18 protein-coding genes and 2 pseudogenes are annotated in these 21,753 nt (G+C 65.2%); 8 read left to right on the top strand and 12 right to left on the bottom strand.

Annotated features, from left to right (window positions below):
* The first annotated feature begins 76 nt into the window (after nt 1-76).
* Together TX76_RS16215 and TX76_RS16210 are read left to right on the top strand one after the other, a co-directional pair.
* A complete protein-coding gene (locus TX76_RS16215) occupies nt 77-922 on the top strand; it encodes a M55 family metallopeptidase (RefSeq protein ID WP_049903933.1) in 846 nt (281 codons plus the stop codon).
* Nucleotides 923-1,102: 180 nt separating this feature from the next.
* Nucleotides 1,103-1,594 (top strand): hypothetical protein, encoded by a 492-nt coding sequence (locus tag TX76_RS16210; RefSeq protein WP_049903931.1) that lies wholly within the window; start codon nt 1,103-1,105, stop codon nt 1,592-1,594.
* A 33-nt stretch (nt 1,595-1,627) separates the two neighbouring features.
* Here the strand turns inward: TX76_RS16210 and TX76_RS16205 are convergent, their stop codons facing one another.
* The 6 genes from TX76_RS16205 to TX76_RS16180 all read right to left on the bottom strand — a co-directional run bounded on the left by TX76_RS16205 (nt 1,628) and on the right by TX76_RS16180 (nt 8,983).
* On the bottom strand, nt 1,628-2,926 hold the full coding sequence (locus TX76_RS16205; RefSeq protein ID WP_079890872.1) for an ABC transporter ATP-binding protein: 1,299 nt from the start codon (nt 2,924-2,926) through the stop codon (nt 1,628-1,630).
* Nucleotides 2,919-3,950, bottom strand: coding sequence for an ABC transporter ATP-binding protein (locus tag TX76_RS16200; RefSeq protein ID WP_049903929.1), 1,032 nt, complete (start codon nt 3,948-3,950; stop codon nt 2,919-2,921). The genes TX76_RS16205 and TX76_RS16200 overlap by 8 nt, the downstream gene beginning before the upstream one ends.
* A complete protein-coding gene (locus TX76_RS16195) occupies nt 3,947-5,074 on the bottom strand; it encodes an ABC transporter permease (protein ID WP_049903927.1) in 1,128 nt (375 codons plus the stop codon). Before TX76_RS16195 ends, TX76_RS16200 begins: the two co-directional genes overlap by 4 nt.
* 1 nt (nt 5,075) lies before the next feature.
* Nucleotides 5,076-6,026 carry an ABC transporter permease gene (locus tag TX76_RS16190; RefSeq protein ID WP_049903925.1) on the bottom strand — a complete coding sequence of 317 codons (951 nt, stop codon included), beginning with the start codon at nt 6,024-6,026 and terminating at the stop codon, nt 5,076-5,078.
* A gap of 61 nt (nt 6,027-6,087) precedes the next feature.
* Nucleotides 6,088-7,857 carry an ABC transporter substrate-binding protein gene (locus tag TX76_RS16185; RefSeq protein WP_049903924.1) on the bottom strand — a complete coding sequence of 590 codons (1,770 nt, stop codon included), beginning with the start codon at nt 7,855-7,857 and terminating at the stop codon, nt 6,088-6,090.
* A 58-nt stretch (nt 7,858-7,915) separates the two neighbouring features.
* Nucleotides 7,916-8,983, bottom strand: coding sequence for a DUF1611 domain-containing protein (locus TX76_RS16180; RefSeq protein WP_049903922.1), 1,068 nt, complete (start codon nt 8,981-8,983; stop codon nt 7,916-7,918).
* A gap of 102 nt (nt 8,984-9,085) precedes the next feature.
* On the opposite strand from TX76_RS16180, the gene TX76_RS16175 reads away from it, so the two are divergent.
* The 4 genes and pseudogenes from TX76_RS16175 to TX76_RS18720 all read left to right on the top strand — a co-directional run.
* Nucleotides 9,086-9,922 (top strand): serine hydrolase, encoded by an 837-nt coding sequence (locus TX76_RS16175; protein WP_079890875.1) that lies wholly within the window; start codon nt 9,086-9,088, stop codon nt 9,920-9,922.
* A 132-nt stretch (nt 9,923-10,054) separates the two neighbouring features.
* Nucleotides 10,055-11,320 carry a diaminopimelate decarboxylase gene (gene lysA, locus TX76_RS16170; protein WP_049903918.1) on the top strand — a complete coding sequence of 422 codons (1,266 nt, stop codon included), beginning with the start codon at nt 10,055-10,057 and terminating at the stop codon, nt 11,318-11,320.
* A pseudogene (locus TX76_RS18725) lies at nt 11,307-11,657 on the top strand (D-alanyl-D-alanine carboxypeptidase); the annotation flags it as partial. The gene lysA and the pseudogene TX76_RS18725, both read left to right, overlap by 14 nt.
* Nucleotides 11,658-11,733: 76 nt before the next feature.
* Nucleotides 11,734-11,826 (top strand): annotated as a pseudogene (locus TX76_RS18720) (hypothetical protein); the annotation flags it as partial.
* A 114-nt stretch (nt 11,827-11,940) separates the two neighbouring features.
* Here the strand turns inward: TX76_RS18720 and TX76_RS16160 are convergent.
* The 3 genes from TX76_RS16160 to TX76_RS16150 all read right to left on the bottom strand — a co-directional run bounded on the left by TX76_RS16160 (nt 11,941) and on the right by TX76_RS16150 (nt 16,301).
* Nucleotides 11,941-13,953: a S9 family peptidase gene (locus TX76_RS16160; RefSeq protein ID WP_079890871.1), complete on the bottom strand. Its 2,013-nt coding sequence runs from the start codon at nt 13,951-13,953 to the stop codon at nt 11,941-11,943.
* Complete coding sequence (locus tag TX76_RS16155; protein WP_049903913.1) at nt 13,953-14,687, bottom strand: helix-turn-helix domain-containing protein; 735 nt, start codon at nt 14,685-14,687, stop codon at nt 13,953-13,955. Before TX76_RS16155 ends, TX76_RS16160 begins: the two co-directional genes overlap by 1 nt.
* Nucleotides 14,688-15,215: 528 nt before the next feature.
* Complete coding sequence (locus TX76_RS16150; protein WP_049903911.1) at nt 15,216-16,301, bottom strand: serine hydrolase domain-containing protein; 1,086 nt, start codon at nt 16,299-16,301, stop codon at nt 15,216-15,218.
* Between the two features lie 237 nt (nt 16,302-16,538).
* Between TX76_RS16150 and TX76_RS16145 the strand changes: the two genes are divergently transcribed.
* On the top strand, nt 16,539-17,705 hold the full coding sequence (locus TX76_RS16145; RefSeq protein ID WP_228842421.1) for a glycoside hydrolase family 18 protein: 1,167 nt from the start codon (nt 16,539-16,541) through the stop codon (nt 17,703-17,705).
* 196 nt (nt 17,706-17,901) lie between these two features.
* Complete coding sequence (locus TX76_RS16140) at nt 17,902-18,702, top strand: creatininase family protein (protein WP_049903909.1); 801 nt, start codon at nt 17,902-17,904, stop codon at nt 18,700-18,702.
* A gap of 36 nt (nt 18,703-18,738) precedes the next feature.
* On the opposite strand, the gene nagZ is transcribed toward TX76_RS16140, so the two are convergent.
* The 3 genes from nagZ to TX76_RS16125 all read right to left on the bottom strand — a co-directional run.
* Complete coding sequence (gene nagZ / locus TX76_RS16135) at nt 18,739-20,346, bottom strand: beta-N-acetylhexosaminidase (protein ID WP_049903907.1); 1,608 nt, start codon at nt 20,344-20,346, stop codon at nt 18,739-18,741.
* A 67-nt stretch (nt 20,347-20,413) separates the two neighbouring features.
* Complete coding sequence (locus tag TX76_RS16130; protein WP_049903905.1) at nt 20,414-21,529, bottom strand: mandelate racemase/muconate lactonizing enzyme family protein; 1,116 nt, start codon at nt 21,527-21,529, stop codon at nt 20,414-20,416.
* Nucleotides 21,530-21,601: 72 nt separating this feature from the next.
* A partial coding sequence (locus tag TX76_RS16125) for a RidA family protein (RefSeq protein WP_267462373.1) occupies nt 21,602-21,753 on the bottom strand: 152 nt, incomplete at its 5' end.

Here is a 21,753-nt window from a genome sequence, read left to right as displayed (position 1 = left end):
TGCGAGGACCGAGACGGGGATGTTGCTTGCCTACCTTTGACGCACGATTTATGTATCGGGTTGTGGAAACGGATGTGTGCGCGTATTCATTTCGGCTGATATGGAGGGGATTTCTGGGATCACGAGTCCAGAAGACGTAACGAAAGGGGAACCGGAATATCGACGTGGACAAGAGTTGTTTCACAGCGACGTGAACGCAGTGATCGAGGGGGCGGTCTCAGCTGGAGCAACCGAAGTACTCGTGAATGACGCTCACTCGACCATGCGAAACCTCGACCGCACGCAACTCGATGAGCGGGCACAGCTGATCCGTGGAAATACGAAACCACGGTCGATGATGCAGGGTCTCTCCGCCGAATACGATGGCGTGCTATTCGTCGGCTACCATTCCAAGGCCGGGACCCCAGACGGTGTTCTCAATCATACGTTCTTCGGATGGAAACTGGTCCGACTCCGCGTAAACGACCGCGAAGTCGGTGAAATCGGCTGGAACGCGGGACTAGCTGGAGCACTCGATGTTCCAGTAGTGTTAGTGACTGGCGACGATACAACCGCCGACGAGGCACGCGCTGAACTCGGCGACGAGGTCGAGACAGTGGAAGTGAAACGCGGTATCGATCGGTTCACCGCTCGCTGTCGTCCAGTTCAGGAGACACGGGCGGAACTCCGTGAACGGGCTGAGAATGCGGTTTCCCGTGCCTCCAACGGTGTCGGGACCGGACCAGAGATCGACACACCGATCCGGATCGAGGCCGATTGGGCGACGACGAACCAGGCAGCCCATGCAGCCGCCGTCCCCAGTATCACGCGAACCGATGGACGAACGACGCGCGTCGAGAGCGACAACTATCCCGACTCTTACGAACTTTCGGTCGCTATGCTACGAGCAGGTGGGACGGAAACCGATGCCCACTACGGCTGATTCCGGCAGATCAACCGCCGTCAACGCTCCCGATCCCGGCGATGACTACGTCGAGTTGCTGGACGAGGCGTTCCCGACGGCGTGTGGACCTCCCGCGAGCCGGCAGCGAGTGCGCGCCGAGGCATCGGCCCGCTCGCGCGTCACAACTGCATTCAACCCACGTCCCTTACCCGACGAGTGATGTCGAGCGATCCACCGAGCGCGCGACCGACGTCTGACCGTGCTGGCGGCGAATCGAGCGCCGGCAGGTGGCTGGCCACCCTCGTTCCGGAGTGGGTCGCGCGCCGTGGACTGGCGATCACGGTCCGCGCGCCCGAGCGGATCGTCGTCGGCGACCGGCAGCCGATCGTCGTCTCGGTACGAAACCGCCTCCCGGTGCCCGTCGCCTTCTCGCTGCCGACCGGCCGGCTGTGGGGCTGGGCCGTCGACGGCGTCCCGGAGGCCGACCGTCGGGGGTTCGAACCGCCGGCCGCGAACCGACGGCTCGCACTCTCCCGTGGCGAGCGCCGGGTGTTCTCGGCGGAGTGGGACGGACGATTTCGAGAGTCGGGGACGAGCGGCGACATCTGGCGGGCCGCGCCCGGCGAGTACACGCTCACCGGTTATCTCGCGTTCGATCGGTGGGATGAACGTGGGCTGTACGCGGAGCGTACCGTCACCGTGGTCGAGTGAGTGTCGACGGGCGAGACAAAACCATCCCCGGAATCACCACGAGTAGTCGGCGCGGTCGTCGGCCGGGAGGTGACACGCAGAACGGTGGTCCGGGTCGTCAACTGGATCGGGCGGCGGCACCGTCGTCTCACAGACCGACCTGAACTCCTTGAGCGGCTCCATCGCGGCGTCCCAGTCGTCGTCGCGCGCGCGTTCGAGCGCCGTCCGGACCGCGCTCCTGGCTTCGGAGGGGACCGGCTCGTCGAAGCGGTCGGTCACGTCTCGTTGTGGGTCGATCGTCTCGTCGGCGACGGCCTCGCGAAAGCTCACGAACTCCCGGTAGGCCTCGGTCGAGAACCCGTCGGGAGGGATGATCGACGGACAGCGAGTGTGGAACTTACAGCCCGAGGGCGGGTCAGAGGGGCTCGGCACGTCGCCGCGGAGCCGTGCGTCGACGGTCCGGGCGTCGGGGTCAGGATGGGGAACCGAGTCGAGCAGTGCCCTGGTGTAGGGATGGTGGGGTTCGGTGAAGATCCGGTCGGTGGGACCCGTCTCCACGAAGTCGCCGACGTACATCACCGCCACCCGATCCGCGATGTGCTGGATGACGCTCAGGTTGTGGGTGATGAAGAGATAGGTGAGCCCGTACTCGGTCTGAAGCTCGTCCATCAGATTCAGGATCTGCGCCTGGACGCTCATGTCGAGTCCGCTGACCGGCTCGTCCGCGACCACGAGGTCGGGATTGATCGAGAGCGCGCGCGCAAGGTTGATCCGCTGGCGCTGACCCCCAGAGAACTCGTGGGGATAGCGGTTGTAAAAGTCGCGTTCGAGACCGACGTCCTCCAGCAGCGTCAGCACGCGCTCGCGGCGGTCGCCTTCGTCCCACCCCGCAGCTTCGAGCGGGTCCGCGACGATACTCCCGATCTTCCGGCGGGGGTTCAGGCTCGACTGCGGATCCTGAAAGACGAGCTGAGCGTCGCGCCGGAAGGCTCGCCACTCGTTCGCGTCAAACTCGGTGAGGTCGTCGTCGCGAAAGCGGACCTCGCCGCCCGTGGGCGGATCGAGCCCCAGCAGGGCGTGCGCGAGGGTCGACTTCCCACAGCCCGACTCGCCGACGATGCCGAGCGTCTCGCCCTGCTGAAGGTCGAAGCTCACCCCGTCGACCGCACGAACGCTGCTCTCGTCGACCGTAATCGGAAATCCGCCTGAGCGATCGATTCGCACCGACGAGAGTAGTCCCGAACTCACCGGGTAGTGTTTCTCCAGCCCCCGGACTTCGAGTAGCGGGTCCTCGGCGTCCGGACGGATCGGTGGTCCGGCGGCGTCCCGTGAGGGACCGACGGTATCACTCATTCACCGTACCCCCTTGGGCCGACGTTCGTTCGTGGAGTCGCGGCTCGTCGCGGTCCGACCGCTCGTCGTACAGCAGACACGCCGCGTCGTGGCCGGGGCCGACGTCGTAGCGCGGTGGCTCGATCCTGCTGCAGTCTTCAAATGCCACGGGACACCGCGTTCTGAACCGACAGCCAGAGGGCGGGTCTGTCGCGCTCGGCATTGTCCCTTCGATCGGGTCGAGGTTCGCCATGTCAGTGTCGGGCGTGATGACCGACCGGAGCAACATCTGGGTGTACGGATGACGAGGGTTGCGATACAGTTCGTCGTAGTGTCCGCTCTCGACGACTTCGCCGAGGTACATCACGGCGACCCGGTCACAGACCTCGCGCACCACGCCGATGTCGTGGGTCACGTAGACGATCGCGGTGTCGTACTCCTCCTGAATTTCATCGAAGAGGTCGAGGATCTGAGCCTGGATAGTAACGTCGAGTGCGGTGGTGGGCTCGTCCGCAATGATGAGCTTCGGGTTGCACGACAGCGCCATCGCGATCAGCACGCGTTGGCGCATCCCGCCGGAGAACTCGTGAGGGTACTGATCGACGCGCTGGGCGGCGTCGGGGATGCCGACGTCGTCGAGCAGTTCGATCGCGCGGTCGTGGGCCTCGGCCTCGGTCCGATCGGTGTGGTATTCGACGATCTCGGCGATCTGGTCGCCGACGGAGTAAACGGGATTCAGCGCCGACATCGGGTCTTGGAAGACGAAGGAGATCTGGCTTCCCCGCACCTCCTCGCGGAGATCGCTCTCGGAGGCCGAGAGGAGATCGCGTCCGTCGAACCGCACGGTGCCGTCGACCACCATCCCCGGCGGTTCGACGAGATCGAGGAGACTCCGGACGGTGACGCTCTTCCCCGCCCCGCTCTCGCCGACGAGGCCGAGGGTTTCGCCCGCCTCGACGTGGAAATCGACGCCGTCGACGGCTTGGACGATCCCACCCTCGGTGTAGAAGTACGTCCGGAGGTCCTCGACTTCGAGCAGGCTCATGGACGGTCACCCCCCGTGAAACGCTCGCTGCCGCCGTGGGTGGTTCGCTCGTTGCCACCGTCGGTAGCGCGTTCGTCCCCGCCAGCGTCCTCGACCGGTGACGCCGCCTCGGTCGGCTCCGGTGAGGGATCGCCCTTGCGTGCGGGCACATTCGGAGCGTCGGCGAGCAGTTCGGCTTCGAGCTCGTCGGGGTCCGGCGAGCGGAGGTTCGTCCGCGGGTCCATCGCGTCGCGGAGACCGTCGCCGAGCAGGTTGAACCCCATGACCGTGAGGAAGATCATCAGTCCGGGGAACACCGCGACCCACGGGGCGATCACCAGCGCCTGCTGGGCCGAGTTGAGCATCTGACCCCACGACGCCGTCGGGGGCTGGACGCCGAATCCCAGAAAGGAGAGTGCGGCCGCGCCGATGATGACACTGCCCATCGAGAGGGTCGCCTGGACGAGGACGGCCGCGAGGCCGTTCGGGACGATCTCCCGGAAGAGGATCGTCCGGCGGGGCAGTCCCGCCGCGCGCGCGGCGTCGACGTACTCCTCCTCACGGATCGAGAGTACCTCAGAGCGCATCACGCGGGCGTACGCTGGGATCCCGATGATCCCATAGGCGAAGAACAGGTTGTAGATACTTGGACCTAAGATCGCCATCAGCGTCATCGCGAAAACGAGCGCCGGGATGGAGTACAGCGTCTCGGCGAGGCGCATCAACACGTCGTCAACGTACCCGCCCTCGTACGCCGCGAGCGCGCCGACTCCGACGCCGCCGATAAGGGAGATACCGACGGCGACGACTCCGATGGCAAGCGCGATCCGGCTACCGTAGATGATGCGGGCGAACACGTCCCGCCCAAACCGGTCGGTACCCATGAGGTGGTCCATCGAAGGAGCCGCGTAGATATTGGTCGTGTCCGTGGCTTGCGGATCCGCGATCAGCATCGTGATCAGCTGTTTGTTCAGCAGGTACTTGTCGATCGTCGAGAACGCAGCCATGAGGACGATGATACCGATGATGACGGCACCCAACAGCGCTGTCGGGCTGTGACGGAGCTCTTTCAGCGTTGCGACAACGCCGCTCTCAGCCTCGAATTCGGTGTCGGTGTTCTCGACGGTGGATGTGCTTTGGCTCATATCAGTCGTACCTGATTCGTGGATCAATATAGGCGTACGCGAGGTCGGTGATGAGGACGCCGGCGAGGAACAGGATGGCGAAGAAGATATTCAATCCGATGATGACGCCGTAGTCCTGGGCGAGCAGCCCGTTGTAACCGAGCCGCCCCATCCCCGGGATGGCGAAAATCTGTTCGATGATAACGCTTCCATCGAGGAGGAAGGATAGCTGGAGGCCGATGATCGTCACCAGCGGGAGGAGCGCGTTCCGGAAGGCGTGTTTGAGGAGGATACGCCGCTCGGGGAGGCCGTACGCACGCGCCGTCTGGACGTACTCCTTCGAGAGTTCCTCGACCATGCTCGATCTGGTCATCCGCATCAGTGTCGCGGTCTGGGCCGTCGAGAGCGCGATCACCGGCAGGATGAGGTGTCTGAGCGACGCGATCGGATCCTGAAGCGGTGAGACGTACCCCGAGGCGGGGAGGAGGTCGTACTGGTAGGTGAACAAGAAGATGAGCATCAGCCCGAGCCAGAAGTTGGGCGTCGAAAGCCCCGCGAGCCCGACGAACCGCGAGACGCTGTCGCCGATCTGGTTGTGCCGTGCGGCGGCGTAGACTCCGAGGCCGAGCGCTGTCGGCAACGCGATGAGGTACGAGAGCCCCATCAGCACGAGCGTCGGGCCGAGTCGCCCGAGCATCAGCTCGGTCACCGGTTGCTTCCGGACGAACGACTCGCCGATGTTGCCGTGAAGCAGTCGCCAGAGGTAATCGAGATACTGCCGCCACAGCGGCTCGTTGAGACCGTACTGCTCGATGAGCTCGCCCGCGAGCTGCTGGCTCGGGTTGAGGCCGAGGTAGATCCGGACCGGGTTGCCAGGCAGCGCGTGCACCATGACGAAGGTAAGGGTGAACACGCCGAGCAGCACGGGGACGATCTGGAGGAGACGACGGGCCGTGTACCGATAGATACTCATGGCTCGGGGAAGCGACGATCGTCAGTCGGATCCGTCACCACGAACCGACGGTGCGGCGGCGTCACTGTTCGAAGTAGGCGTTCGACCACTCGTTGCAGAGTGGCTGGGTGGCGAACGCTGTGTTTTGATAGTTCTTCAGGTTCTTGTCCCACGCCACCGCCGACCGCTCGGAGAACACAGGAATGTTCGGATACAGGGACTGAATCGTCTCGGCCACATCTATGTAGAGGCTCCGACGTTCCTCACGATCCTGGATCCGTCGTGCTTCGCGGATCTTTGAATCAACCTGCTGGAGCTTCTCGCTTTCGGGGTTCGATTGGTAGAGGTAGCCCGCAGAGGCGTTGCCGACTGTCCCCTCGGGGATTCCACCCTCGTCGTTGCGGAGGTCGCGGAACAGGTAGTAGTAGAACCCGTCGGGATCCTGTCCGCCCGCCCAGCCGTATATCGTCGCATCGAAGTTGCCGCTATCGAGCTCGCTAAGCCACCGACCGGTCGTCAATTGCTGTACCTCGGCCTCGATCCCGACCTGACTGAGCTGGTTTTGGAAGATAGTCATCATATTGGCGTACTTCCCGCCTGGCAGCGTCGACATCTTGAGCGTCTTGTCGATGCCGCCGCCGTACCCCGCCTCCTCCAGCAGCTGTCGCGCCTTGCCGAGATCTTTCGCAGGGAAGTACTTTTTCTTCCACTTCTGCCACGGGAATTCCCACGCCTTGTTCACTTCGAGCGGCATGAACCCGTACGAGCGCGTGCCGAGTTCGCCCTTTGAGGCTTTCAAGATAGCGTCGTAGTCAACGACGTACTGCATCGCCTCGCGGACTTTCGGGTTCCCGAATGGTTCCCGCATCGTGTTGAACACGATGCCGTTGTAGTCGAATTGTGGGAACTTCTTTAGTTGGATATTCTGTGCCCCCTTGGCCCGTCCCAGCAGGTTCTTCGGGACGCTCGCCTTATCGACGTTGCCCCCCACCAGTTCGACGAACTGCACCTGTGGTTTCGGAATGATCCGCATCCGCAGCTGGTCGAGGTTTGGCGTTTTCAGGAAGTAATCCGGATTTCGTTCGAGCAGGAAATACGAGGCGGACTGGTGTTCTACGAACTTGAACGGACCCGACCCCACCGGCTGCTGACCGAACTTCTCGGTGCCCTGCTCTTCGGCGATCGCCTTTGGGACGATACCGGCATTCATCCCTGCCAGCGTGAGCTTGAACAGCGCGAAGGGGTTCTTGAGGTTGAACCGCGTCTCGTACTCCCCCGTCGCCTCCACGCTGTCGATGAACTGGAGGGCCGCCCGGTTCGTTGACTTGTTGTCGGGGTTGAGGGTCCAGTTGAACGAGTAGGCGACATCCTCTGCCGTGAGTTCCGATCCGTCATGGAACTTGACATCTTCCTTGATTGGGATGATATACGTTGTGTCATCTTGTTTCTGGGGTTGTTCCTTCGCCACGTGCGGAACCGGCTCACTTCCGTCCGGCGGAACGATGTACAGCGTGCTGAAAATGTACTGGAGGAAACTGTTCGCCCACGCTAGTTCGTTCATCCGGGGATCAAGTGTCGGTGCATCCTCGGCAGTCGCGCCGACGAACGTCCCGCCGCGCTTGGCGCTCGAAGTGCCCCCGCCCTGGCTGGTGTTCGACGAACCAGTGCCCTGGGTGGCGGTCGCGGCGTCCGTCGCCCCGGATGCCGTGGTCCCGCTGCTACCGCCGGTCGTCCCGCCAGAGTCGTTCGAATCCCCACCGCTGCAACCTGCGAGGAGCCCGCTAACGCCGAGCGCCCCACTCGTAAGAAGGAACCGTCTTCGGTCGAATTCCGAATCAGTGCGTCCACTCATTGTCTGTTGCCTGTAATCAGTTCTCGTGGGAAAGGGTTTCAATATGGGGGCTATTATGCTAGGTGGACTGCGCCGACGAGGTTGCCTCGCTACAAGAACGCCGAACGGCGTCGAGCAGTCGTGCCGGGCCATTGTCGTCGTAGACGTTTGCCACGGGCACGTCGACGGGTTCAGTCGCTGGCACGTTCCACGACGAGACGGCGGCGACGCTCGCGTCCGACAGCGTCTCGACACAATCGATCTCGTGGCCGAGATCCGTTGAGCCGAAGCGCTCGAAGTGAGCTCGGTGGTCGCGGTCCGGGTCGTGAGCCAGGACGACGGCGTCGGGCCATGCGCCGTGGAGGATCGAGAGCGTGACGCCGGCGTACGCGCGGTGGGCGAGCGCCGCCTGGCCCTCGACGAACACGAGGTCGTGCTCGGCCGCGACGTCACAGACGAGGTCCTCGACGACGCCGGCGGTGAAGTCCGCGGGCACGCGGTCGATGGCGACTCCCGCGTGTGCCCCGACCATGATCCCGGTCTGGCCAGTCGCCACCCATCCAACGTCGAGCCCCGCCGCACGCGCCGCGGTGTACAACTCGACGGTGGTCGTCCGCTTGCCGACCGCACAGTCGCTGCCGGCGACCAGCACCACTGCTGCGTCGGCGTCGTCAACCCGACCGTCGGCAACGCGCAGCGCGTCGTCCGCCAGCGGCTCGCGCACGTCGAAGAGCTCCACACTGTGGTCGGCCGCGAGACTCGCCAATTCCTCGTCCTCACCGAGGAAAGTGTGGAGCCCCGAGACGACGTCGCAGCCGGCCGCGATGGCACGGCGGATGTCCTCGCGCCACGCCGACGGTAGTTGGCCGCCCGCGGGTGCGACCCCAAGAATGAACGCTTCGGCGTCGGGGACGGCGTCGAGTGCCGACCTCGTCGACTCGACAATCGGCACCGGCGCGACGCCCGCTCGGTCGAGCACCTCGTCGGCGGTCTGGCCGGCACGTTCAGTATCAACGACGGCTTCGACCGAGAAAACGTCACTATGCATCACGACACCATTCGCGGTTTTGCCGTCCGACATTCCAAACGCGTTGTCTGCGAGCACGATCGTCGGCGTCGGTGGAGAGAACGCTTCCCGCAGGTTCATAGCTGCTCCCACAAGGCGATACGACAAAATCGCCAACCCTCGTATGCTAGCCTCGAAATCGCAGGCGCTGATTTGAAGTCGCGCGTGTCCGATCCGTTCGGCATGCGACCGGACCGAACTCTACCCGCGAGCCGAGACGCGTTTGATGAGCTGATCGACGAGTACCGTGATCGGATCGAGGGGCGGCTCGGCATCTTCCTGGGGAGGCCGAAACCGAACGGTTTCGACATCGTCTACACCGTCCGCCCGGACGAACGCTTCACCAGCGCCAGCATGATCAAGGTCCCCGTCCTCTGGACGCTGTACGACTGCTACGACGGCTGTCTCGATGATCTAACAACTCCCAATGGAATCGCCGAGGCGAACCGCGTCGACGGCAGCGGCGTGTTCCACCTACTAGCTGACCTCAATCCGTCGCTCGAAGATCTCGCGCGCGCCATGATCGCTATCAGCGACAACACCGCGACCAACGAGCTGATCGATCACCTCGGATGTGAGACGGTGACGGAACGGATGCACGAGTTGGGTCTCACGGAGACTCGTCTCGGACGGAAGATGATGGTGACGGACGAGGGTGAGGGTGACCTCCCGCCCGATGCCCTCGAAAACCTCATCTCGCCTCGCGATGTCGCGATGCTGTTCGCCGACATCCATCGGGGCGAGACGTTGTCGAGGAGGGCTTACGAACGTCTTCGTGTGCCGCTTCGCCACCAGAAGGACACCTCGATGTTCGCCCGCTACCGTCCTCTCGACCACAGAATGGAACACAAAACGGGATGGCTCTCGACCGCGGCCCTCGATGCGGGCGTCTGTCACGCAGGTAACGATCCACTCGTGTACGCCGTCTTCCTCGATGGCATGGATCACGGTGGCGACGGAACGGACGTCATCGCGGAGATTGGCGATGCCGTCCACACCTGGCTCCGATCCCAGGAGTGATCCCGATTGTGAGGGGCCGGTCCCCCGCGACCTTGGTTGCGAGCGTCGGCGACCGGCCGCCACACTACTGCTGTCGTGTCCACCATTGATGCTAGGGGGTGAGCTTTTTCGAGTCCTAGTCTACGGAAGGGTATGGAGATTCCCACCCGCCGACGGCGACTCCGCGAGCACGCCCCGGCGCTCGTAGACGAGTATGGCAGTCCACTGTACGTCTTCTTCGAGTCAGACCTCCGAGAGAACTATCGCACCCTCCGGCGCGCGCTCGACACGTACTACCCCGACTCGACTGTGCATTTCGCGACCAAGGCCAACTACAACCTCGGCGTGCTGTCCGTGCTACGTGACGCCGGTTGTCACGCAGAGGCGTACGCTCGGTGTGAACTCTCGGCGATCCAAGCTGCGGGGTTCGACGCGGACGACGTGCTCCTCACCGGAATGAACCGGCGGCAAGCAGACATCGAACGTGCTCTCGGGCTCGGCGTCGAGCGCCTGCTCGTGGACAACGCGACCGAACTCGAACGGGTCGCGGCTGCGGCGCGAGCGACCGACACCGATCCCGGGGTTCTCGTTCGAGCGAACCCTGCGATGGAGGTGCCGACCCACCCCGAGGTGGCGACCGCGACCCGCGAAACGAAGTTCGGCCTCGACGTCGAGAACGGCCGCGCGATGGCCGTCGCCCGGAAAGCAGCAGACATCGATCGGGTGTCGATCGCGGGTGTCCAACTCCACCTCGGGAGCCAGATCCGCGATCCGGAGCCGTACGCCGTCGCGGCCGACGCGCTGTGCTCGTTTGCGGCCGATGTCCGCGACGAACTTGGCATCGAGGTGGCGATTCTCGATATGGGAGGAGGGTTTCCCGTCCCCTACGACGAGGCGGTGCCGGAGACGGTGACGATCGTCGAAACCCTTGCGACAGCTATCCACGAGGCCTGTGAGGAGTACGGGCTCGCTCGCCCCCATCTTTTCCTCGAACCAGGCCGCCGACTGGTCGGAAACGCCGGAACGCTCCTCGGGACGGTCGGCGTCGTGAAGGAGACTCCGTACGCGAACTTCGCTGTTCTCGACGCCGGAACAAACGCGGTGTCGTCGTACTGGCCGTACCCGATCTACGCGCTGCCCGACCGCGACGGCGAACGCGCGTACCACGTCGCCGGCCCGCTGTGTTACTCCGGTGACGTGATCGGCGAGGACGTCTCCCTCCCGCCGCTCGAACGCGGTGACCTCGTGGCCGTCGATCGGATCGGGGCGTACTCGCTTGGGAGCGCCTCGCATACGAACGCCGAACCCAAACCGCCGGTCCTGCTAGTCCGCGAGGACGGCACGCCCGACCTCGTCCGCGAGGGCGAAACCTGCGAAGACGTCCTCGGCAACGACAGGATCCCGGATGACCTCTCCTGATCCCAGTGTCGACGGCACCGCCGCCGACGTCGCTGACGCCACCGGGGTCGCCGGCGCTGTCGACGAGGTGGGCGATCTCGTTCGCGGGATGAACGTTCCTGCGGACAACTTCGTCGCGGCGCAGCTGGCCCGCACCGTGGCGAGCGAGGTGAGCGAGGCGTGCGGGGCGGGCGGGACAGGTGAAGCGTCGTGGGATGGGTGGCGCGGCGTCGTCGACGACCACCTCGCCGCGCTGGGAGCCGGATGGGACTGCCTCCGCGACGGGTCGGGTCTCTCGCGGTACGACCGCCTCTCGGCGCGGACGCTGGTCGCCCACCTCCAGTGGGCCGCCGATCGGTCGTGGGGGATCGGTTTTCCACTCGCTCCCGTCGCCTGGCGAAGGGACACTGCAATCCCGGCTCGACGGCGTCGACGTGCGGGCCAAGACCGGCACGCTGACCGGGACGTGCGCGCTCTCGGGCGTCCTCGCGCGCGAGGGGGCGAGCGACGTGCTGTTCTGTGTCCTCCAGTACGGGCTCGCCGCGGACGACGCTCGCGACCGTCAGGATCGGTTCGTCCGCGCGCTCGCCGGGACGAGACCGGAATCGGGGACGAAGTGGGGGTCGTCAGCACGGTCTGACTCACCCCGAGAGGTGACGGTCGAACGCACGCTCGATCTTTTCGAGTGTTCGCCGCCACGCTCGCTTCGAGAAGACGTGCCCCTCGTCGGGGTAGTATTCAGCCTCGAACGCCTTGTCGAGGTCGAGCAGACGGTCGACGACGATGTCCTGCTGGTCGACGTTGACGTAGCTGTCACCGGTGCCGTGAAAATTGTAGACCGGTGCCTCGTAGGCGTCCATGTGGGTCCGTGGGCTCGCGTCGTCCCACCGGGCCGATCCGTCCCACGGACTGCCGCCCAGCCGGAGGGGGGCGAGCGACTCCGCCTGGGGGAACTTCGTCTTCCACGCCCACTCCTCGTAGCGCCGGATGTCGGCGAGGCCAGCGATGTTGACGCCGACGGCGAACGCTTTCGGGTGAGTGCCGAGGAGCTGGAGGGTGGCGTACCCGCCGTACGAGAGACCCCAGATCCCGACCGCGTCCGAGTCCACGTGGGGAAGGTCCTTCAGGTACGCCGCGCCGGCGGCGACGTCGGCCATCTCGTCGCGGCCGTACCCGTCGGCGAGGGACGCTCGGAACTCGCGGCCGTAGCCGATGCCGCCGCGGTAGTTGACGAACAGGCCGACGTACCCCTGCCGAGCGAGGTACTGGTGGAACGCGTACGCGAGGCCGTACGATCGGTACGGGTGCCAGCCGTCGCGCATCTGGCGCATCGGGCCGCCGTGGATCCACACGACCGCGGGGAGCGGTTCCGAAGCCTCGTCGGCGTCCCGCGGATCGAGGCGGAAAGCGTGGATCTCCCGGCCGTCGTCGCCCTCGAAGGTGACGGGTTCGGGTTCGAGCGGGTCGTCCGGCCACCCGGAGACGACCGACTCGGTGAGCCGGGTCGTCGATCCGTCGCCCGTCAGCGAACTCACCCGGAGTTCGGGCGACAGCTTGCGGTCGGCGTGGACGTACGCGACGCGGTCGCCGTCGGGTGACGGTTGCGGGTAGACGTTCGTCCCGGCCGACTCGATGACCGACGAGACGTCGCCGTCGAGCGTGACGGTGTACAGCTGCCGTTGACCCGATTCTCGCCGGTTCGAGGCGAACAGGAGCGTCTCGTCGTCGACCCACTGCGGAACCGCGCCCGCGACGCCCCTGTCCTCGAACTCCCCTTCGGTGAGCTGTGTCCGGTCGCCAGTCGCGACGTCGATCGCGTGGACGTGCGCCCAGCCGTCGAGCGCGAGCGCCGCCGCGAGCGTCGTGCCGTCCGGGGAGATCGTCGGCGCGCCGCGGTCGACGATGCCGCGCTCGGCGTCGGTTTCGGCGAACAGGGTGGTTTCGGTGCCGTCGTCGACGTCGACCGCGACGAACGCCCGGCGGGTGCGCCCGTCGGCGAGGCGGACGAACACCAGGCGGCCGTCGGTGAGCCACGCGGGCGAGTGCGTGGAAGCCGTATCGGTCGTCCGCCACACGAGGTCGCCGGTGTCGACGTCGACGACACCGACCTGTTTCGTCTCGCGGTCGGCGAACCGGTAGGCGAGACGGTCGTCGTTCCACGCGAACATCCGGTCGTCGGCGAAGTACGGTCCCCGTTCGGGCCCGTCGAACGCGATCGTCTCGCCCGTCTCGACGTTCCGTACGCAGGGGACGCCGTCGCGGTAGGACGCGAGCCGGTCGCCGTCGGGCGACCACGTGAGGTCCGTCTCGCCGTCGACCGTGCGCGACCACGTCGTGAGCGTCCGATCGGCCGCGTCGTAGCCGTAGGTCGTCCCCGCATCGGTCGTCAGCGCGAGCAGGGTCGGCCTCGCGTCGGGTGCCCACGCGAACTCGGCGACAGCGTCTCCTGAAGCGATTCGGTGGGTGTTGACGGTCTCGGTGTCGGCGACGAGCAGGCGGGTGTCGTCGGCGTGGAGCGTCGCGGCGACGAACCGGCCGTCGCCCGACCACGCGGGCGCTCCCGGATACTCGACGGTGAGAACGTCCTCGATGGTCAGCGTCGCCGGATCGGCCGTTCCCGCTTCCGTCGACCGAGCCTCGGTGTTCGGCTCCATCAGTAATCGACGCGCTGGTCCTGGAGCGCGTCGATCACCACGGGGAGGACCTTCTGCTCGCCGCGCCGGAGGTGTTCGAGAAAGGTCGGGCCGCTGATCCCGACGTCCTCCGCGATCTCGGTCGCGGAGACCCCGCGAGGCCAGTTGTAGTACTCCCGGTCGTAGGCGGCGAAGAGACTCTCTAGCTGTCGTTTCGAGAGGTCGTCGTGGATCCGGTCGACCATGTCGGTGAATTGCAGGTTCTTGCCGGGATCCACCGTCTCGACCGCGTCGAGTTCCACGTCGTACTCCGCGCGCATCGACTCGATGACGCCACTAAGGGCATCCGAACGCACCAGCACCGTCCAGTGTTCCTTCCCGCCGGTGATGTGAACCGGTTCGATCGGCATGAACTCGGAGTTGACAATCTCGGGGACGATGCTGCTGTGTCGGTCGTATCGCACCACCGTGCGGGCCCGCGTTCGGGACTGTTCGAGGACGGTCACGCTCTCGACAACGTCGTACTCGTCAATCCCGGCGGCGAACTCGTCGGTGGACGCCTCGCCAGTACAGATCAGGATGAAATCGCCCTTGATCACGCCGGCAGCGGTGTACAGCGAGTTCTCGACGATGTGCGTCCCGGGGAATCGATCGGTCGCTTTGAGCGTCCAACAGTCGGGGTGCCAGAGCGTCAACCGCACCTGCTGGTACTCGTGGTTCCTTCCCTTTGCATCGACAATGTTAGTAACACTCACACAGATCGTTGAGCGTAGTGTGTAATACAACTGTCGGTGGGATTACGGGCACCGTTAACGTAGCGAAAGGGATGGGAAGGTTCGCCCCTTTCGGAGGTGATGATCCCGAACCTTCCCGAACTGGCCGACGTCCTCGACGAGACTGCTTGCCGATGAACTCCGAGAGTGCTTCGCCGCCGAACACCCGGCCGACCCCCCACGGATTGAGGTACGTGGTGAACTCGCGGTCGTGGCTCGCCGCAACGATGTCCTCCATCGTCCCGGTGTAGTACGTCCGATCGCGTTCGCTGAACGTGTGAAGAATTGCATCGAGACCCTCCTTGACGATCGAGGTCGGTCTCGACGTGATCGACGTCCCGGACGCCGAAGTAGCTGGTTCCGGCTTCCATACGATCGCCAGCGAAGCGTGGAGACAAAGATCATAAGATAGCGGCAATCAAATGCATCCGAGTCCGATGAATCGCCGGACTACGTCGGGACAGGGCGTAGACCGGGAGTGGTAGACGGGAGAGCACAAACACGGGGTCTTCAGTAGCGCTCGCTGGCGACGGCTCCGTGGAAGCGTTCACGGAACCGAGCCATGCCCGCCTCCTTGCCGCAGTAGACCTCGTTCGTGAGGAGGACGGCGAACCGATCGGCCGTAGGGTCGAGCCATACCGACGTTCCGGTGTAGCCGGTGTGTCCGAACGAGTCACGCGACCAGTTCGGCGCGGGATAACACTCCCGTGCGAACCGCCATCCCAGGCCATGCGGCCGATCGAACTCGGAGGTCCAGTTCTCGCACATTCTGTTGATCGTTCCGGGCGCGAGCAACCGCGGCTCGTCCGTATCGCGGCGGCCGTCACTCAGGAGCGTCGCGGCAAACCGGCCAAGGTCGGTCGCAGTTGTGAACAGCCCCGCGTTCCCACTCTCGCCGCCCAATGCACGGGCGATCGGATCGTGAATCTCCCCAGCGAGCGCGCGGTCCGCGTGCTCGCGTTCATAGGTCGCTGCTAATGGCACGTCGTCGCCGACGGGACCAATGCGGGCGGCGTCCATCCCCGCCGGTTCGAAGACGAACCGGCCCGCGAGCGCTTCGAGCGTGCTGTCGGTCGCGCGCCGTGCGGCGTCAGCGAGGTGAACGAAGTTGAGACAGCTGTACGCGAAGCGCTCGCCCGGGTTCGCTTCCATCAACTCCGCGTCGTAGATGGCTTCGCGCGCGGTTTCCGCCCCATCCCAATCGGGGTCGTAGTAGTACGGTTGGAGGCCCGACGTGTGTGTCATGAGGTGGCGTAACGAGAGCCGCCCGCGCTCGGTGTCCCCGAGCGGCGGCACGTAGGCTTCGAGCGGGGCCGAGAGCGCGAGCACGCCCTCCTCGACCAGTCGGAGCACGACCGTGGCCGTTACGACTGCTTTCGTCGTCGACGCTGCGTCGAACAGCGTCGCCCGCGTGATCGGGGCCTCGGTCTCGGGGTCGCACGTTCCGGCGGTCATCCGTCGTTCGATTCCTCGACTCGTGCCGACCGCCGCCGCAGCGCCGGTGAAGATACCCGCCTCGACCCCCTCGGCGAGGAGTTCGTCGAGTACCGAGTCCGTTCGAGCGGGGGTCGTCTCCGGGAGGGACGTATCGGCCATACGCGCCTCGAACGGGCCGAGCGTCATAACTGTACTGTCCGTCGGCGTCCTCCCGTGGTTGCGGGAGTCGCCGAACCCGGCTGGTGTGACACATCCTGTCACTTGTGTCAAGGGGTATCGTAAAAGCCGTCAGTGACAGTAGTACGGGCTGCGATGGTCCGAACCACCGACAGCGAAAAGCGGGAATCGAGTCACATGCGACAGAACCTGGCTACATCCCCGTCGAGGCGTACAGTCATGAAAGGTGCTGGAGCGCTGGCAGTGACGCCGTTCATCGGCGGCGTTGTCGGAGCGAACGGTAGGAATCACGGGGCCAAGCGAAACGGGCGGAAGAACGGGCGGGCTTCGGACAAGCGGGTCGTCGGGTACTACCCCTCGTGGGCAGCAGACGGGTACCCGCCCCGCGACATCCCATACGGGAAGATCACCGATCTCAACTACGCCTTCCTCGAACCGAAATCGAACGGGGAGGTGAAACTCGCCGTCACGGGCGATCCCGCACCCGGGGTGCTCGAAACGTTCCGCGAGATCACGCACGAACGGGAGGACACGGCGTTCCATCTGTCTATCCAGGCCGGCTGGTACTCCGGCCGGTACTCCGACGCCGCGCTCACGCCCGAGCGTCGGGCGCGGTTCGCCCGGACCGCCATCGAGCATATGCGGACGTACAACTTCGACGGGATCGATATCGACTGGGAGTACCCTGATGGAACTATCCGCGAGAGCGACCCGCGGAACCTGACGCTCCTCCTGGGTGAAATCCGCCGACAGCTCGATGCGGCGGAGCGGGAGGACGACCGGACGTACGAGCTGAGTATGGCGGTTTCGGCCAACGCATCGGTCGCCGAGCCGCTGGAGGTTGGAGAGTTCAACGACGACGTGAGTTTCCTCAACGTGATGACCTACGACTTCCACGGGACATGGGGCGAACGGACCCACTTCAACGCGCCGCTGTATCCCGTCCCGGACGCGCCGAACGCGACCCCGAAGTTCACCTGCGATTACGCGATGCGATGGTGGGCGAAGCGGCCGATCGCGCGCGAGAAGCTCCATTTCGGGCTTCCCTTTTACGGGCGCACCTTCGAGAACGTGGGTGGAGAGTCACGCGACCGCGGCCTGTTCCAGCCGTTCGAGGGTGGCGGAGCCAGAACGTTCGCGGACATCCGGAAGAACGTCGAACCGAGCCACGACTACCGGTATCACTGGCATCCCGAAGCACGCGTCCCGTGGCTGTACTCCGACGAGGAGGACGTGTTCATCGGGTACGATGATAAACACTCGATCATGGAGAAAACGAAGTACGCGGTCGACAACGGCTTCGGTGGGGTGATGTGCTGGGAGCTCTCACAAGACCCCACCGACACCCTCCTCGATACGATCGGGAGACATATCTCACACCCTTAGCGGGACGACGGACGCAGCGACGAACCGGTCGCCGGCGATCGACGGATCGAACGCCGATGCAGCCGCCGAAGCCGAAGACGGCCGCCGGGGAGTCGTCCCGACCTGCCGCCGGCGGAGTCGTCTGATCCGCTGGCGGAGTCGCATGACTTGCCGGCGGAACCCCAATCGTTTTACGACCGACACGGGGAGTGTCCCCATGACCGCGGCGATGCGTCTCTCCTCGGTCGCGTGGGCGGCGAGGACTCGACGCGAGATCCGGGAGATCGGAACCGCCGACGGGTCGGTCGTCGTCGTTCCGGTCGGCAGCGTCGAACAGCACGGACACCACCTCCCCGTCGCCACCGATACGCTGCTGGCCGATGCCGTCTCCCACTCCGGTGCCGAGCGCGCGGCCGAGGACGTTTCCCTTCTCGTCACGCCGCCGGTGTGGACGGGATACTCGCCCCATCACCTCTCGCTCGGCGGCACCCTCTCGCTCGAACTCGACGACCTCCTCGACCTCCTCGCGGACGTGGCCGACACCGCCCTCGAAAACGGTTTCGACGGCGTTTGTTTCGTGAACGGACACGGCGGCAACGCATCGGTCATCGACGACGCCGTGAGCATCGTCGGGCGTGACCACCCCGCCGTCGAAGTGGTCGGTCTGACGTACTTCGAGCTCGCTGAGCCGTTCATCGGGGAGATCAGGGAGAGTGATCCTGGGGGAATGGCACACGGCGGTGAGTTCGAAACGTCTCTCATGTTACATCTGTATCCGGAGCACGTGACGATGGAGGCTGCGGACGCCGAGTATCTCGATGAGCCCTACGACCGCGCCGCCGAGGACCTCCTCATCGGTGGCTCGGTGTCGACGTACCGTCCGTTCGAGGAGTATTCATCGTCAGGAGCCATCGGTGACCCATCGCTGGCGACCACCGAGAAGGGAGCGGACCTCTTTGATCGGTTGGGCAACGAACTGGCCGACGTGCTTCGAACGATTTCCGAGCAGGCGCACTGACCCCGGCGTCGACGGCGACAGTCGGTGGAACGCTGCTCACTCCTCGGCGGTCGGGATCGTTATCGGGAGTCGACCGGTCGGCTCGCGGGTACCGACGAGCACGTCGGCCGCGGCGGCGAGCGACGCTTCCGTGTCGTCGTACGTCGTCAGGTACGTTCCGATGTCGGGGAACGCCGCGAGGTCGTACGGGTTCCGCGTGGCGACAACGACGGGATTCGAACCGGCCATATCGAGGTCGCGGACGAGTCCAACCTGTTCGGGGTTCCCGGCAGCATCGGACGTCCGGACGACCGTGGGCACGTTGGCCGTGTCCGTCTCGATCCCCGTTTTCGAGGGCCCAGCGTCGCCGAGAACGGTGGCGTCCACCGACACACCAGCTGCTGAGAGCGCCGCGGCGAACGCGCCGCGGTCGTCGCGGGGCTCCTCGGCGGGCGAACCGTCTCCAGTTTCGAACTCGTAGACCGAGACGCGACGGTCGGGGAGGGGGAGATGGTCGGCGTTGCGGACAAGCGTGACGCCGCGCTCGGCGACCGTCCGTGCGATGGAACGACAGTCGGCCGCGGCGGCCTCCCACTCGTCTCCGCCGTCGTCGTCCTCGCCGGTGAGGTGTTCTGTCCGGTACGCTCGCTTCGCGCGGAGGATACGCCTGACGGCCGCGTCGATGCGAGGCTCCGGGATCCGGCCAGACTCGACCGCACTGATGACGGCGTCGATGGCGGCGTGCTGTTTCGCTGGCGTGTGTGAGACACAGATTCGATCACAGCCCGCCTCGACCGCCTGCACGCAGCCCTCGACCGTCCCGACGCCCTCGGCGATGGCGTCCATCTCCATACAGTCCGTGAAGACGAGGCCGTCGAACCCGAATTCCTCGCGGAGGAGGCCGTCGACGACCTGGCGCGAGAGCGTCGCCGGCCGCTCGTCGCCTGCAACGGCCGGAAACGCGACGTGCGTCGTCATAATGGCGTCGATACCGTCGTCGATCGCTCGGCGAAACGGCCGGAGTTCGACGCGGTCGAGGCGGTCGCGGTCGTGGGCGACGATCGGGAGGTCGAGATGAGAGTCGACCGCGGTGTCTCCATGCCCCGGAAAGTGCTTTCCGCAGGCAACGACGCCAGCACTCTGGAGTCCGTCGGCAAAAGCGGTTCCCAGTTCCGCGACACGACCGGGGCGTTCGCCGAAGGACCTAATACCGATGACGGGATTGTCGGGGTTGTTGTTCACGTCGAGAACGGGCGCGAGATTCACGTCGATGCCGAGCGATCGGAGCTCGCGGCCGACCGCTCCGCCCGCCCGTGCGGCGAGCTCCGGGTCGTCGGTCGCGCCGAGCGCCATCGCGCTCGGTAGTTCAGTTCCCCACGGGAGGCGCGCGACCCGGCCGCCCTCCTGGTCAATGGCCACGGATAGCGGCGGCGCGTCGTCGGGAACGAACCCTCGGAGTGTCCGCGAGAGAGCTCGGAGCTGTGCCGGCGACTCGGTGTTCCGGCTGAAGTAGATGACGCCGCCGAGCGAGCGCTCGGCGACGAGCGTCTCGATCTCGGTCGTCGGTGCGGTGCCGTCGAATCCTGCAACGAACAGCTGGCCGACCTTCGTGGGGAGCGACAGCGACGGAACGACCGATTCCGGTTTCGGGGGGAGGTCAGTCATCGGTTTCTCCGAGGACGCATCCCAGGTTAAAAACATTGTGTGGCCGCCGCACGTCTCGCGCGTCGGGCTAGTCACACCGGTACCGTTCGATCTTCGTTTCATCGACTTCGACGCCGAGCCCCGGGCCGTCGGGGACGGGCAACGTGCCGTTTTCGACCTCGAAGGGCTCGGCGATGACGTCGTCCTCCCACGCGTAGTAGACGCTGTCCGGCGGCAGGTTGATGCTGGGCGTGCTCGCCACGGTGTGGAGCATCGCCGCGGTCTTGACGCCGAGATCGAACCCACAGTGATGCGAGACCGAGACGCCGGCGTTGGCGGCCATTGCAACCTGCTCACGGACGCGGAGGATGCCGCCGGCGGGGACCAGATCCACGACGGCGGCGTCGATCGCGTCGGCCCGCAGGAGAAATCGGAGGTTGCGCGGGAAGTACGTGTCCTCGTTGACCGCGATCGGCGTCCGCACGCGGTTCCGAAGCGAGGCGTAGGTACCGTCGGTGTCGATGCGGACCGGTTGTTCGAGATACTGGAGCAGGATACCTTGCTCTTCGAGTCGGGTAGCGGCCCGGACCGCGTCCTCGAACGCCCACCCTTGATTGGGGTCGAGCCGGAACTCCAGTTCGCCGTCCGCCGCTTCGGCCATCGCGACGATCCGTTCCACATCCTCGCGCCAGTCGGGTCCTGCCTTCGTCTTCAGCGTCGAGAAACCATGCTCGACCGCCCGTTCGGCGTACGTCCGGGACTCCTCGGGGTCGAGAATGCCGAGACATGTGGCGATCTCCACCCGATCGCGGGTCTTCCCGCCGAGCAACCGGTGGACGGGTTGGCCGACCGTTTTCCCGAACGCGTCCCAAAGTGCGGTTTCGACCGCCCCGACGAACGGTCTAACCTTCACGTACGGGAAGTAAAACGAATCGATGAAGTCGCGGATCTCGCCGACATCGCGTCCGACGAGTTCGGGAGCGATGACGTCCTTGACGACCGCTTTTGTCACCGCAGCGGATTTCATGCCCACAAGCATCTCGCCCCAGCCGGTCACGCCGTTGTCGGTGTCGACCCTGACGAGCATCCGCGTGACAGACTCGACACTGTCGTGGTTGCTGACGTACGGTGCGAGACCGAGGTCCGATTCGAGCGGTTCGACATCCATCCTTACGGGGATGGCGTCAACGGCCGTGATCGACATATCGCCTTCTTGACCGCCATTCATAAATAGTTCATCGTGCGCCCGGAACCGAATCGTACGGTCTAGCCATCGTCAGTCCGACTCGCCGGTTTCAGGTACTGCCGCCATCGCCTCGATCTCGACGTCGATATCCACGGGGAGCTTCACCACCTCGAACGCGCTGCGCGCGGGGTACGGCTCCGTGAGGAAGTCGCCGTAGACGTCGTTGACCGCGTCGTAGTACC

Origin of the sequence: Halococcus agarilyticus (assembly GCF_000334895.1) — an archaeon.
GTDB classification, from domain to species: domain Archaea; phylum Halobacteriota; class Halobacteria; order Halobacteriales; family Halococcaceae; genus Halococcus; species Halococcus agarilyticus.
The sequence above is the reverse complement of the archived record's forward strand: the minus strand, read 5'-3'. Positions and strand labels throughout refer to the sequence as shown.